Annotated in this window: 11 protein-coding genes and 2 pseudogenes; 7 read left to right on the top strand and 6 right to left on the bottom strand. The window is 73.8% G+C overall.

Annotated features, from left to right (window positions below; genetic code table 11):
- Window positions 1-51 precede the first annotated feature (51 nt).
- Window positions 52-929, top strand: a pseudogene (locus UO65_RS34775) (IS5 family transposase).
- A gap of 19 nt (window positions 930-948) precedes the next feature.
- Here UO65_RS34775 and UO65_RS20740 read toward each other — a convergent pair.
- A pseudogene (locus tag UO65_RS20740) lies at window positions 949-2,016 on the bottom strand (TM0106 family RecB-like putative nuclease); the annotation flags it as partial.
- A 421-nt stretch (window positions 2,017-2,437) separates the two neighbouring features.
- Between UO65_RS20740 and UO65_RS20745 the strand changes: the two are divergent.
- Together UO65_RS20745 and UO65_RS20750 are read left to right on the top strand one after the other, a co-directional pair.
- Window positions 2,438-3,679, top strand: coding sequence for a phenylacetate--CoA ligase family protein (locus UO65_RS20745; protein WP_035285222.1), 1,242 nt, complete (start codon window positions 2,438-2,440; stop codon window positions 3,677-3,679).
- 7 nt (window positions 3,680-3,686) lie between these two features.
- Window positions 3,687-4,187: a hypothetical protein gene (locus UO65_RS20750; RefSeq protein ID WP_035285225.1), complete on the top strand. Its 501-nt coding sequence runs from the start codon at window positions 3,687-3,689 to the stop codon at window positions 4,185-4,187.
- Window positions 4,188-4,213: 26 nt separating this feature from the next.
- On the opposite strand, the gene UO65_RS20755 is transcribed toward UO65_RS20750, so the two are convergent.
- The 3 genes from UO65_RS20755 to UO65_RS20765 all read right to left on the bottom strand — a co-directional run bounded on the left by UO65_RS20755 (window position 4,214) and on the right by UO65_RS20765 (window position 7,901).
- Complete coding sequence (locus UO65_RS20755; RefSeq protein WP_233427777.1) at window positions 4,214-5,602, bottom strand: MFS transporter; 1,389 nt, start codon at window positions 5,600-5,602, stop codon at window positions 4,214-4,216.
- On the bottom strand, window positions 5,599-7,248 hold the full coding sequence (locus UO65_RS20760) for a flavin-containing monooxygenase (RefSeq protein ID WP_233427778.1): 1,650 nt from the start codon (window positions 7,246-7,248) through the stop codon (window positions 5,599-5,601). The genes UO65_RS20755 and UO65_RS20760 overlap by 4 nt, the downstream gene beginning before the upstream one ends.
- Window positions 7,249-7,430: 182 nt before the next feature.
- Window positions 7,431-7,901 carry a glycosyltransferase gene (locus tag UO65_RS20765; protein WP_200873416.1) on the bottom strand — a complete coding sequence of 157 codons (471 nt, stop codon included), beginning with the start codon at window positions 7,899-7,901 and terminating at the stop codon, window positions 7,431-7,433.
- A gap of 40 nt (window positions 7,902-7,941) precedes the next feature.
- On the opposite strand from UO65_RS20765, the gene UO65_RS20770 reads away from it, so the two are divergent.
- From UO65_RS20770 to UO65_RS20785, 4 genes are all read left to right on the top strand, one after another.
- Window positions 7,942-8,802: an oxygenase MpaB family protein gene (locus UO65_RS20770; RefSeq protein WP_233427779.1), complete on the top strand. Its 861-nt coding sequence runs from the start codon at window positions 7,942-7,944 to the stop codon at window positions 8,800-8,802.
- Window positions 8,803-9,085: 283 nt separating this feature from the next.
- Window positions 9,086-9,349, top strand: coding sequence for an RGCVC family protein (locus tag UO65_RS37495; protein ID WP_152552190.1), 264 nt, complete (start codon window positions 9,086-9,088; stop codon window positions 9,347-9,349).
- 176 nt (window positions 9,350-9,525) lie between these two features.
- The gene (locus tag UO65_RS20780) at window positions 9,526-10,275 is read left to right on the top strand and encodes a GAF and ANTAR domain-containing protein (protein ID WP_035285231.1); all 750 of its coding nucleotides are present in this window, start codon (window positions 9,526-9,528) and stop codon (window positions 10,273-10,275) included.
- Between the two features lie 183 nt (window positions 10,276-10,458).
- Window positions 10,459-11,451 (top strand): hypothetical protein, encoded by a 993-nt coding sequence (locus tag UO65_RS20785; RefSeq protein WP_052021426.1) that lies wholly within the window; start codon window positions 10,459-10,461, stop codon window positions 11,449-11,451.
- A 180-nt stretch (window positions 11,452-11,631) separates the two neighbouring features.
- Here UO65_RS20785 and UO65_RS20790 read toward each other — a convergent pair whose 3' ends face one another.
- Window positions 11,632-12,360, bottom strand: a complete 729-nt coding sequence (locus UO65_RS20790) for a GAF and ANTAR domain-containing protein (protein ID WP_035285234.1) — start codon at window positions 12,358-12,360, stop codon at window positions 11,632-11,634.
- A gap of 62 nt (window positions 12,361-12,422) precedes the next feature.
- On the bottom strand, window positions 12,423-13,139 hold the full coding sequence (locus tag UO65_RS20795) for an ANTAR domain-containing protein (protein WP_035285236.1): 717 nt from the start codon (window positions 13,137-13,139) through the stop codon (window positions 12,423-12,425).
- Window positions 13,140-13,476: the final 337 nt, after the last annotated feature.

The following is a 13,476-nucleotide window of genomic DNA, read 5'->3' on the forward strand; positions in this document are numbered from 1 at the left end:
CTAGGGCGTGTCCTGCGGATCTTTCCCATGATCGTGTGCAGATGATGGGGTGTGGTCGGACGTGGTGAGCTGACGGACAAGGCCTGGGCTGCGATCGCGCCGTTGCTGCCCGCGCAGAGCGGGCAGCGCGGTGGTCGGTGGCGCAGTCACCGGCAGGTGATCGACGCGATCCTGTGGAAGGAACGCACCGGCGCGCCCTGGCGTGACCTGCCAGGACGGTATGGGCCGTGGAAGACAGCGCACGAACGGTTGCGGAAGTGGACCGCCGACGGGACGTGGGACCGGATACTGGAGCACGTGATCGTCAAAGACGACTCACTCGGGACACTCGAGGACAACGTGGCCTTCGTGGTCAGCGTCGACTCCACGAGCATCCGGGCCCACCAACACGCGGCCGGTGCCCGGAAAAAGGGGGCTGCGCGGACTGGATCGAGAACCTCGCCATCGACGGGGAATGCCTCGGACGCTCCCGCGGAGGGCTGACGACCAAGCTCCATCTGGCCGTCGACGCGGCCGGTCTGCCGCTGGCGGTGATCCTCACCCCCGGCCAGGCCGGGGACAACCCGCAACTGCTGCCGCTGCTTGAGGACATCGATGACATCGACGTCGACGGGCAGCGGGTGCGGGTCGGGCGGGTGATCGCCGACAAGGCCTACGCCCACCCGAGCACCCGCACCGCGCTACGACAGCGACGGATCAAGGCCACTATCCCCGAGCGTGTCGACCAGGTCGCCCACCGCAAGGCCAAGGGCTCGGCCGGTGGCAGGCCACCGGCCTTCGACACCGACATCTACAAGATGCGCAACGTCGTCGAACGCTGTTTCAACCGGCTCAAGCAGTTCCGCGGCCTGGCCACCAGGTTCGCCAAACGAGCCGCCTACCACCGAGCCGAGATCATCCTCGCCTGCATCGTCCTCCATCTCAAGTGAAGATCCGCAGGACAGGCCCTAGGCGGGCGGTGGCGAAGTCGACGAAGTCCTCGAACGCCTTCTTCTCCTGCCTGCGGGAGTGGGCCCAGAACGGGGTGAACCCGCGGGCGCCGTCGGCGGTCACCGCGCCGAACAGGTACTCCAGGCCGTCGCCGTCGAGGGCGTACGGGTCGCCCTCCATGTCGAAGAACACGTCGCCGGGGCTGGGGGCGGGCAGGGAGGCCAGGGCATCCGGGTCGACGACCTCGTAGCTGATCTTGCCGGTGGCGTCCTGGCGGACCTGGATCGCCGCCTGGGCGCGCAGGGCGGTGAACGAGGCGGGCGAGATGCTCTTGGGCCGGGCCTCGGGTCCGGCCTGGGCCAGGGCGTCGATCGTGCCCAGGCCCGCGGCGGCGAGCTTGCGCCGCTGGTCGGTGCGCATCCCGGCGACCAGGGACAGGTCGCGGTCGGCCTCGCGGCCGTCGGCGCAGTGCTGGGCGAAGGCGCAGGTGCCGCAGGCGGCGCGCTCGTCGGCCCACAGTTGCTCGGGCAGGCCGGGTTCGCGGCTGGTCAGGCGGTCGCGCAGGCGGCGCAGCAGCGGCAGGAAGTCGTCCACCCGCAGCGTCTCGGTGCTGCCGTCGCCGAGGAGCAGGTGCATGTTCGGGCCGCTGGGCCAGCCCGCGCGGCGCAGGGCGTCGGCGTAGGCGGCCAGTTGGATCACCGCGCCCGGCCTGGCCCGGCGGGCGAGTTTGGTGTCGTAGACCTCGTAGCGGCCCTGGGCGTCGCGCTGGAGGAAGTCGGCGCGGCCGGAGAAGGTCTCGTCGAGGAAGACGGCCTGGTAGACGACGTCGGTGCCCGCCGCGAGCGCGGCGGCGGTCTCGGTCGCGGCGGTGGCGGGGTCGCGCTCGTCGATCTCGACCAGGGCGGTTACCTCCTCGCGGAGGCGGGTCAGCGTGGCCTGCTCGTGCGCCCGGCCGTGCTTGGCGGCGAGTTGGTCGCCGCCGCGCACCGGGCGGGGGGCGCCCGCCACCCCCGCCGCGTGCGCCTGCCGCAGCACGCTGCGGTGTTCGCAGTCGAGCAGGTCGGCGAGGTCGGACGGGGTGTACACCGGCGGAAGTCTGGCAGCCGGGATCGCCCGATCGGCTTACCGACACGCCGCCGTTGATCAGCCATGCTGACACAGCGGACATTTCGGACGGGCTCTGGTAGCGTCGCCGGTGTGCCTGTCCGAAATGTCCGAAGCACTGGACTCGGTGGGCAGTGTTCCACGTCAGCGGCGGACCACTCGGTCCCCGCGTTTCCCCTTCCCCCTCTCGGAGGTACGGCATGGACAAGCTGGTCGCGAAGCTCGCCCAGGACGACGTGTGGGCCAAGTGGGTGGCCGCGAACTCGGCCACCAAGGACGGGTGCATCTCCAAGAAGCAGGGTTGCATCTCCAAGGGCTGACGGGATTCCCCGCACCGGTGGTCGGCGACGCGCGTCGCCGACCACCGGCGTGTTCCAGAAGGCAGGTCACAGAAGGGGTGCGCATGACGGGCCGGCCCGATCCGGAGATGCTCGACCGGATCAAGGACATCCCCATCTACCGGGAGAACCTGCGCAGCGGTGAGTTCCCGATCCTGGAGAAGGACGTCATAGCAAGGGGTTTCCCCGACAACTGGATGACACCGGACCTGGCGGCGGCGCTGGAGACCGGGGCGGCGGAGTTCGTGCTGTCGACCGGCACCAACCACGCCAGGATGCAGATCATCCGCCCGCCGTACTTCCTGCTCAAGAGCTACTACCGGCTGTGGGGCGAACACCCCGACATCAAGCACACCTGGGAACTGGGCTGCCCGCGCGTGTCGGTGACCACGGTGCTGGCCACCGAGCACGTCGCCCGGATCAACGCGAAGGCGCGCGGTGAGCAGCCCGCCGAGCACCCGGAGCTGGCCGACCGGTGGCTCGACGAGCGGACCGTCTACGTCAACCAGCAGGTCGACCCCGCGCTGTGGACGCGCGCGGAGGTGCGGCGGATGCTCGACGAGATCGAGCAGACCCGCGCGGCGCACCCCAGCGGCCAGTACCACCTCGACTGTTCGAGCTACCACCTGGCGCACCTGGTGCGCAAGGCCGACGAATTCGGGCTGGCGCAGGACTTCCCGCGCCCGTCGAGCATCATCCACGCCTACGAGTACACCCCGGACAACGTGTCCCGGTTCCTGCGCGCGCACTTCGACTGCCCCATCGTGGACCTGTTCGGCAGCACCGAGTTGGGCTACCTCTACTACAGCGACAGCACCGGCGGCTACCACCCGCACCTGGACCGGATGCGGGTGGAACTGGTGCCGGTCGAAGAGGGCAGCACGCTCTACAGCCTGATCGTCTCCAGCATCCGCAACCCCTGGATGCCGCTGATCCGCTACCGCTCCGGCGACTGCGCGCGCACCGTCGACGGCAGCCCCGACCCGGAGCGGATCGCCCGGTTCTGCGGCCGGGAGAAGGAACTGATCCGCGTCGGCTCCACGCTGCTGTGCCACGGCGACCTCGACCGGTGGATCGGCGAGACCGCGCCCGGGGTGTTCCTGTACCGGCTGCGGGTCGGCGAGGGCACCGCCGGTGAGCTGGAGTACACGACCTTCGACGACCGGCCGCTGCCCGACCCGGCCGCGCTGGCGCGGGTGCTGGCCGAGCACCTGGAACTGTCGGTCACCCCGGTCCACCGCGAGCACATCCCCATCGGCAAGTCGGGCAAGTACGCCTGGCTGCACCCGGATTCCCGCACCCGTTAGGAGAACCGTGCCGACCGTCTCCCCCGCCGACCTGCGCTCCCTGCTGGGCGAACCGCTGTACGCCGAGGTCGTGGAGCACTTCGCGGCCAAGACCGGCGAGCCGGCCGACTTCGTCGAGCGGCAGGCGCTGGAGTGCCTGCGGTACCTGTACCTCGTCTCCGCGCACCGCGAGGAGCTGGCGGGGCTGTTCCTGCCGGTGGAGCAGGAGATCGACGAGGTGTGGCACTACCTGATCCTCCAGACCGCCGAGTACCGCGAGCTGTGCGCGCGGCTGCCCGGCGGATTCTTCATCGAGCACCGCAGCGTCAGCTACACCGCCTACGAGGAGGAGTCCACGCGCGAGCGGGCCGCCGCCGAGGCCCTCCGGTGGATTCCGCTCTACCGCGACGCCTTCGGCCCGTTCGACGAGGGTGCGCTGCCGCACTGGACCATGGTGCGCTTCCTGCACGGCGAACTCGGCCTGTCCATGGCCCAGATCGCCGACCTGGACGCCGCCGCCGTCCGCTGACGAGCACCGGCGGGCGCCGGTCGCGCTCAGCCGACCGGCGCGAGTCGCGCCATGCCCCGGCCCGCGAGGGCCACGCCGAGGCCGATCGCGAGCTGCACGCCCAGCACCACCGCGAACGCCGTCGCGTTGCCCTGTCCCACGGTCACCGTGGCGTACAGGGTGCCGAGGGCGGCCACACCGATCGCCATCGAGCCCTGCTGCGTGGTCACCAGCACCCCACCGCCCACGCCCGCGTAGGCGGTGGGGACCGCGCCCAGCACCGAGATCTGCGAGGCGCCCACGACCAGCGCCTGCCCGAGGCCGACCAGCACCAACCCCGGCAGCGCCGCCCACACCGGGGCGTGCAGCACACCGAGCAGGACCAGCAGCCACACCACCCCCGCCGCCTGCACGAGCGCGCCCGCGGGCAGGACCCGCTCGCCCAACCTGGTGCGCAGCGCGGGAATGGCGAACGAACCGAGCAGGAACGCCAGCGACATCGGCGCCACGGTGAGCCCGGCGGTGAGCGGGTCGAGGCCGAACCCGTGTTGCAGTGTCAGCGGCAGGGCGAACAGGAAACCGGCCCAGGCGGCCAGGAACGGCGCGACCAGCACCAGGCCGCCGCGGACCCGCGGTTCGGCGAGGACGGCGGGCGGCAGCAGCGGCACCCGCCCGGCGGCGACCACCCGCTTCTCCACGCGCCACAACGCGATCGCCGCCACCGGCACCAGGAGCAGCAGCGCGACCGTCCACCACGGCCAGCCGAGCAGCGGACCCCGGTTGAGCGGCACGAGCAGCAGCAGCACCACCGCGCCGAGCAGCGCCGTGCCGCGCAGGTCGACGCCGGTGGGGTTCGGCGACCTGGTGTCGGGGACCGCGAGCAGGCACAGGACCGCCGCGAGCACGCCCAGCGGCAGGTTGACCAGGAAGATCAACCGCCACGACGTGCCGAACAGGTCGAGTTCGACCAGCAGGCCGCCGAGCACTAGCCCGAGGATGGCGGCCAGGCCGCTCACGGCCGCGTACCGGCTCATCGCCGCCGCCCGCCGCTCCGGCGGCACGGCGGCCTGGATCGTGCCGAGCACCTGCGGTGGCACCAACGCCGCCGCCGCGCCCTGCGCGACCCGCGCGGCGACCAACCACGGCGCGGTGGTGGCGAACGCGCACGCCAGGGACGCCACCACGAACACGGCCAGCCCGGCCACCAGCACCCGCCTGCGGCCGAACGCGTCACCAAGGCGCCCGCCCAGCACCAGGAACAGGGTGAACGCGGTGCCGTAGCCCGCGACGACGAGTTCCAGGTCCGCGCTGCTCGCGGACAGGTCGGCGGCGATGGTGGGCAGGGCGACGTTGACGATGAACGAGTCCATCATCGGCAGCAGCACACCCAGCAGGACGGCGGCGAGGCCGAGCGCGGACAGCGGGCGGGCGCTCACGCGGTGACCCGCGCCGGGGTGAGCCGGAAGCCGCGGTAGCCGTCCTCGGCGACGGAGTCGCAGATGCGCCGGTAGGTGTCCAGGCCGCCCGCGTACGGCATGAACACGCGCGCCTTGCCCTCGACGTTCGCGCCGAGGTAGTAGGAATCGGTGTGCCCGTAGAGGGTCTTGGCCGCCGCCGCGGCGACCTGCTCGACCCAGTCGTCCTGGGCGGCGGTCTCGGCCTCGGCGGTGGCGTCGGTTTCGCGCAGGTGCACCAGCAGGTCTCGAATCCAGGTCACGTGGTGCTCGATGGCGCGCAGCACGTTCGACAGGACCATCGTGCTGCCGGGTCCGGTGATGGTGAACAGGTTCGGGAACCCGGCCACCGCCAGCCCGAGGTAGCTGCGCGGCCCGCCCGCCCACCGCGCGGCGAGTTCCGCGCCGTCGCGGCCGGTGATGTCGATCCTGGTCAGCGCGCCGGTGAAGGTGTCGTAGCCGGTGGCGAGGACCAGCACGTCGAGCGGGTACTCCGCCGCGGTGGTGCGGACGCCGTCGGCGGTGACGCGCTCGATCGGTTCGGCGCGCAGGTCGACCAGGCGCACGTGGTCGGCGTTGAAGGTGTCGAAGTAGCCGGTGTCGACGCAGAGCCGCTTGGTGCCGATCGGGTACCCGGTGGGGGCCAGGCGCTCGGCGGTGCCCGGGTCGGCGACGGCCTGGCGGATCTTCGCGCGGAAGAAGTCGGCGAGCCGCGCGTTGGCGTCGAGGTCGCGGCCGGTGTCGGTGAAGGTGGCGACGATGTGCGTGCCGCCCGCGGCCCACCTGGCCTCCAGCTCCGCCAGGGCGGTGTCCGGGTCGGTGTCCAGGATCGCCCGGCCGGTGCCGGTGACCGGGTGGCCGAAGCGGGTGGTGCGCGCGGACTCCACGCGGTCGTCGTAGGTGTCGGCGGCGCGGTCGAGTTCGGCGTCGGTCAGCGGCCGGTTCCCGGAGGGGACGCTGAAGTTCGGGGTCCGCTGGAACACCACCACCTCGGCGGCGGACTTGGCGATCTCCGGGATCACCTGGATGCCCGAGGACCCGGTGCCGATGACGCCGACGCGCTTGCCCGCCAGGTCGACGGGTTCGCGCGGCCAGCGGCCGGTGTGCGGGCGCGTGCCGCGGAAGTCGTCCAGGCCGGGGATTCCCGGGGTGTGCACGGCGGACATGCAGCCCGCGGCGGTGATGAGGAACCGGCAGCGCACCTCGGCGCCGTGCTCGGTGCGCACCAGCCAGCCGGACCCGTCGAACTCCGCGGCGGTGACCCGGGTGTCGAAGGTGATCAGCGGCAGCAGCCCGCGCCGCCGCGCGACGTGCTCGGCGTAGCGCAGGATCTCCGGCTGCCCGGCGAACCGCTCGGACCAGCGCCACTCCCGGTGCAGGTCGCGGTCGTGCAGGTAGCAGTAGTCGAGGCTCTCGATGTCGCAACGGGCACCCGGGTAGCGGTTCCAGTACCAGGTGCCGCCCACTCCCCCGCCCGCCTCGAACGCGTGGCAGGTGAACCCGCTCCCGCGCAGCTCCGAGAGCATGTGCAGGCCCGCGAACCCGGCCCCGATCACGACGGCGTCGTACTCGACCCGCGCGTCCTCGCCCAAGGCGTACCCCTTCTCCCGGCTGCGCTCTGCGATCACCCTATCGGGTATTCCGGCCAAAACGGTCATACCGGTGGAAGACTCGGGTGGACCAGGCCCGGTGGTGTTCGAGGCCGAACCCGTCGCCGACCCGGGCAAGTTCGCGCCGAGGCCCGCGACCCCCACCCCCGAGCAGGCGGCGGCCACACCCGGGCCAGGGTGTCCACTGTGGAATAATGTGGTCAGCGGACGAGGTGTTCGAGCGCGGCGACGGCCTGTGCGACACCGTCTTCCGCACGCACGACCCGGCCGACCCCTTCCACTCGGCGGCGGATCGCCTCGTCGTGCACGGCGGTGGTGATGGCGGTGGCGGTCAGCTCTTGCTGTCGCAGCGACGGCGGGGCGACACCGAGGAGGTGGGCGCGGTGCGCCCAGTGGGGTTGGTCGGCGACGAAGGGGCACACCACCTGGGGAACGCCCGCGGCCAGCGCGGCGGCCGTGGTGCCGCCACCGCCGTGGTGCACGACGGCGCTCATGCGCGGGAACAGCCGGTCGTGCGGCGCCTGGTCGATGACGAGCACATCCGTCGACCCCGTGGACGCGATACCGCCCCAGCCGGTGGCGAGCACCGCGCGGACACCGGCCGCGCGCACGGCCTCGACGACGAGCCTGCCGGTGCGCGGGGCGTCGCGCCCGGCCATGCGCCTGCCCACCGGACACCGCCTAAGCTCGTGGTGAGCGGTGGGAGGTCCGGTGCGGTTCGAGGACGTGGTGCGGCCCGGCGGTGTCCGGCGACTGGCCGGGGAGGTGCTGTTCGAGCGGGTGGCCGGGCCGGACGGTCCGGCGGCGCGCTCGCGCATCCACGACACCCCCGGCCCCCGGTGGTTCGGCGAGGACCGCCCGATCCGCGCGGTGCACGGCGACGCGTCGATGTTCGTCGGCGGGTTGCGGGCGCTGCTGCTGCAATCGCTGCACCCGCTGGCCATGGCGGCGGTCGCGGCCCACTCCGGCTACCGCGGCGACCCGTGGGGGCGGCTGGCCCGCACGAGCACCTTCCTGGCCACCACGACGTTCGCCACCGCCGAGGACGCGCAGCGGGCGGTGGACCAGGTGCGCGGCATCCACCAGCGGGTCCGCGGCACCACCGCCGAGGGGGCGGCCTACCACGCGGCCGACCCGCACCTGCTGGCCTGGGTGCACGTCGCCGAGGTCGACAGCTTCCTGCGCGCCCACCAGCGCCACGGCGCACGCCCGCTGGACCAGGTTGGCCGCGACGGCTACGTGGCCGACGCCGCCCGGGTGGCCACCGCCCTGGGGGTGACCGACCCGCCGCGCACCGAGGCCGAGCTGGCCGAGCAACTGGAGTCCTACCGCCCCGAGTTGCGCCCGACCCCGGAGGCGCGGGACGCGGCGCGCTTCCTGCTGCTGACGCCGCCGATCCCGTGGCCGGTGCGGCTGCCCTACGGCGTGCTGGGGGCCAACGCGGTGGCGATGCTGCCCCGCTGGGCCCGCGACCAGCTCGCCGTGCCGCGCCTGCCCGGCCTGGACAGTGCGGCCGTCCGGGTCGCGGGCCACGGCATGGTCCGGGCCATCCGGTGGGCGCTGAGCGGCTGACCGGGGAGGTGGGGCGGGCGAGCGCGTCCGCACCTACCTGGTTTGGGCCACCTCGGGCGGGTTCGACGAGGCCGACCTGGTCGTGGTGGCCGACCCCGGCTGCGCCCGGCGAACCGCGCCGAGGCGAAGCGGCGACGGGCGCGGCGTGGCCCGGGGCCGGACCCGGGCGCGTGGTCGGCCTCCGGGGGCGCACCGGGGTAGCCTGGGGGTGTCGCCCCGGCCCCCGCGGTAATAGACCACGGGACACCAGGGACGACATCACAGGACTGGGCGGATGCCGACCATGGACGCGCTAGCGAATTCCTCCACCCCGAGTTCCTCCACCCCGGATGCCTCGACACCGGATGCCGGTGACCACGCCGAGGAGACCTGCACCGCGTGCCCGCACCCGCTGGACGCGCACGACCCGATCGCCCTGCGGTTCTGCCGCGCCGGCGCCGCGGGCGGCCCGGCCCGCAAGTGCCTGTGCTCGGGGGAATCGGCGGGCATGACCTACGGCAACTCCAACAAGGGTCCGATCAACCGCAAGGCCACCAGCGGCCGGTGACCCGGGCACGCGGGCAGGGGTGCCCGGCCCACCCGGGGCGCGTAGAGTGAGGCGATCGCGAGTACCCGGGCGGGAATCCCGACCCACCTTCGACGGGGAGCACAGCACCACAGCGCCGTGGTGGCAGGGCGGACCGGAGGCCCCACCCCCCGAGTCGCACCAGTGAGGTAGCTGTGGTGAACGCCGACCGGCTGGCCGAGACCTTCGTCGAGCTGGCCGACACCCTCGTCGAGGACTTCGACGTGGTCGAGTTCCTGCACCTGCTGACCGACCGCTCGGCGGAACTCGTCGGCGTCGACGCGGCGGCGCTGCTGCTGGCCGACCCCCACGGCCGGCTGGAGCTGATCGCCACCTCCGGCGACCGGCTCCGAGCCGCCGAACCCCACCGGCTGCACACCGTGGAGGGCCCTGGCGTCGACGCCTTCACCACCGGCGCCCCCGTCGACGAACCGAACCTCCGCACCGACGGCCACCGCCGCTGGCCCAGGTTCGCCCCCGCGGCCGGGGCGGCGGGCTTCGCCGCGGTGGACGCGGTGCCGATGCGCCTGCGCACCGACGTCCTCGGCGCCCTGACCCTGTTCCGCACCTCACCGGGCCCGCTGGGCGCCACCGCGCTGCGCACCGCCACGTCCCTGGTCGAGGTCGCCACCATCGGTCTGGTGCAGCACCGATCGCTGCACCACCACCAGGTGCTGGCCGAGCAGCTCCAGTCCGCGCTGACCAGCCGGGTGGGCATCGAGCAGGCCAAGGGCCTCGTCGCCGAACGCCTGCAGATCGACATGGACGGCGCCTTCGCCGCCCTGCGCGGTTTCGCCCGAGCCGCCAACCTCAAACTGGGCGACGTCGCCCGAGCCGTCATCGAGGGCCGGATCAGCACCCGGCAGCTCCTGAGCCCCAACCCCCGCCGCGGGCCCCACCGCCCCTGACGCCGCCTCCCACCGGCGCGGCGTCGACCAGCGACCCCGCACACCGCCCCGACGGGAAGACCATCCCCTGTCGGGTGAAAGCGGGCACCGGCGCCTGTGAGCTGTGCCACCATGGGTTCCCCACCTCGCCCCGGACCCCGACGGCCGTACCGCGCAGCCAGCACCCGCCGCCGGAGGTACCCCATGCCCGAGCCGGTCGAACGACCCCGAGAGCACCCCCGCACCGAGCCGTGGGCGAGACGCGGCCGGATCGGGCACACCGACGTGACCGCGGTCGTCGACTTCACCGGCAGGCTGCGGCGACTGGACTACCGCCACGGCGGCGGCCGCTGCCGGGACGCCGCGGTGGCGCGGCTGCCCGCGGCCAGGGCGCTGCTCGGCCTGCACGTCGCCGACGACGTGCTGGGGCCGCTGTGCACCGCGGTGGCCGACCTGCACAACCTGGCCGGGTGGGCCTGCTTCGACACCGGCGCGGTCGACGAGGCGCTGGTCCACTTCGGGGTGGCGCTGGAGGTGGCCGCCCTGGGCGGGGACCGGGTGCTGCTGTCGAACATCCACTACCGGCGCGGGCGGGTGCGGCTGCACCACGACTCCCCGGAGCAGGCGCTGGCGGAGTTCCGGCTCGGGGAGCGGGCGGCGGGGGCGGGCGGGTCGGCGCTGGCGCTGGCGGTGACCGGGGCGAACCAGGCGTGGGCGCGGGCGAGGCTGGGGGACGAGGGGGCGGCGCTGGCGCTGCTGGCCGGGGCGCGGGACGATTTCGCCGGGGCGCGCGGGGAACCGGTGCCCGCCTGGGCGGCGTTCTTCACCGCCGCGGACCTCTCGGCGATGACCGGGGTCGTCCACACCGAACTGGCGCGCAGCGTCGACCCCCGGCACGTCGAGTCCGCGGTGCCCGCGCTGGTGGCCGCGCTCGACGGGTACGGGCCGGACATGGCGCGCAGCCGGGCGTTCACCCTGATCTCGTTGGCGACCTGCCTGCTCATCGACGAGCAGGTGGAGCGGGCGGTGGCCGTGGGCGAGCAGGTGCTCGATCTGTGCCGCGGCCTGGCCTCGGTCCGCACCGCGGCCCGGCTGCGACCGCTGCGCGACGAGGCGGCCCGGCGGCGCGGCGACGCCGACGCGCGCGCCCTGGCGCGGCGGATCAGCGCGTTCCGACCGGAGGCCGGACCGGTGTGAGAACCCCCGCCCGAGTGGTGGACCTGGGGCGTGGTCGATCGACGCGCTGGGCGGGGACCGGTGACCTCCGGTCCAATTCGGACACCGGACCGGCGGCCGGGTCCGCGCGCACGTGAATCCGCCTGCGCCACCGGGAACCCGAGCACGGCGGCGATCGGAGCGGTGGGCTCCGGGCACCGCTCAGGCCGTGGTCCGGCCCAGCAGTTGCTCGGTGCTGAGCTCGCGGGAGATCACCTGGTGGGCCACCTCGCCGAGCTTGCGGCCGTGCGAGCGCGCGTAGTCGCGCAGCGCGGTGAACGCGGCCCCCACCTCGACCCCGAGGCGCTCGGCCACCAGCCCCTTGGCCTGCTCGACGACCACCCGGTTGTGCAGCGCGGTCTGCAACTGCTCGGTGATGACCTCCTGCTGGCGGATCGCCCGCTCCTGCAACAGCCCGATCGTCGCCACGTCCACCAGGGCCTGCGCGTCCCGCCGCGCTGCCGGGCTCAGCGCCCCCGCGTCCGCGTGGAACAGGTTCAGCGCGCCGATCACCTGGTCGCGCAACCGCATCGGCAGGGCGTCCACGGCGAGGAACCCCGCCGCGACGGCGGCGGAGGCGAACCGCGGCCAGCGGGTGTCGTCGGTGCGCAGGTCGGCCACGCTCACCGGCGCGGCGGTGGCGAACGCCTCCAGGCACGGGCCCTCGTCGCTCTGCAACTGGAACAGCTCCAGCAGCCGCACGTGCTCGTCGGAGCTGGCCATGAGCCGGAGGTGGCCCTGCTGGTCGGCCAGCAGCAGCCCGGCGGCGTCCACCCCGAGCACGCCCACGCACCGGTCCACGAGCAGGTGCAGGAAGTCGATCACGTCGAACTCGTCGACCAGGGTGTCGGCGAGTTCGACGAACACCCCCACCAAGCGGTCTTCGGCCATCTTCGTCTTCTCCTCCGTCGCCCCCAGCGTAGGACCGGGCGGTGGGGGACGCCCGCCCCCGCTCATCCCGCCTCGTCGGCGGGGTCGAACCGCAGCCGCCGGGCCACCACGTCGGCGGCCAGGTCGGCGAGCGGTCGGTCGTCGGCGAACGCCCTGGCCCGCAACCGGGTGAACGCCTCCTCCACGCCGACCTCCAGTTGCGCCGAGACCATCCCGGTCGCCTGGTGCAGCCGGGGGTCGTGCAGCCGGGGCGCGGACCCGTCGCGCCCGATCCGGGTGTCGAGGTGCAGCCGCAGCGCCAGGTGCGCGAACGCCACCGCGTCGGCCAGGGTGGCCGGTGCCAGGCGCCGGGGCTCGGTCAGGTGCAGGGCCAGCACGCCGACCCGGATCGCGCCGACGGCCAGCGGGAAGGCGAACAGCGCCGCGGCGCCGCAGCGCGCCGCCGACGGCGTGAACAGCGGCCAGCGGCGTTGGGTGGTGGGGGTGTCGAGTTCCGGCACGAGCACCGGGCCGCCGTCGCGCCACACGTCCAGGCAGGGCCCCTGGCCCGCGGTGACCTGGAGTCCGGCGAGCCGCGCCCCCAGTTCGTCGGTCGCGTGGACGGTCTGCGGCCAGCCCCCGGGCAGTTCCGCGGTCTGCGTGGCGCCGGAGACCCCCAACCGCAGCACCGCGGTGTCGCACAGCACCGGTATCGACACCGGGACGTCGAGGTCCGCCGCGCGCTCGGCCACCCACGCCCACACCCGGGCGCCCCCGGTGGTGTCGTCGCCGGTCGGCATGGTGTGGCCTCTCCGACCCGGCGGGCGCCCGCGTGCTCCGACATGACGACTGGCGTGACGACCGCCGTGACGACCGCCGTGTCCGGCTGGGGAAGCGTCAGGCTCTCGACGGGCGTCCACCGTACCGCCGACCCACCGGCACCGCCGGCGCAACCCCGCGCGGTGGACCGGCTGTCGAACGCCCACCGGGGGAACCGCCCACCCTCAGCGGATCGGGTTCTCCAGGGCGCTCCGGCGGTGCGCGACCTCGTCGGGGTCGTCGCCGAACACCAGCGGTCGCAGGGTGCCGCGCCGCACCGGGCTGTCGGTGCGGCGGCTGTCGTGCCCGGCGGGGATG

It is taken from the genome of Actinokineospora spheciospongiae, assembly GCF_000564855.1.
GTDB classification, from domain to species: Bacteria; Actinomycetota; Actinomycetes; order Mycobacteriales; family Pseudonocardiaceae; genus Actinokineospora; species Actinokineospora spheciospongiae.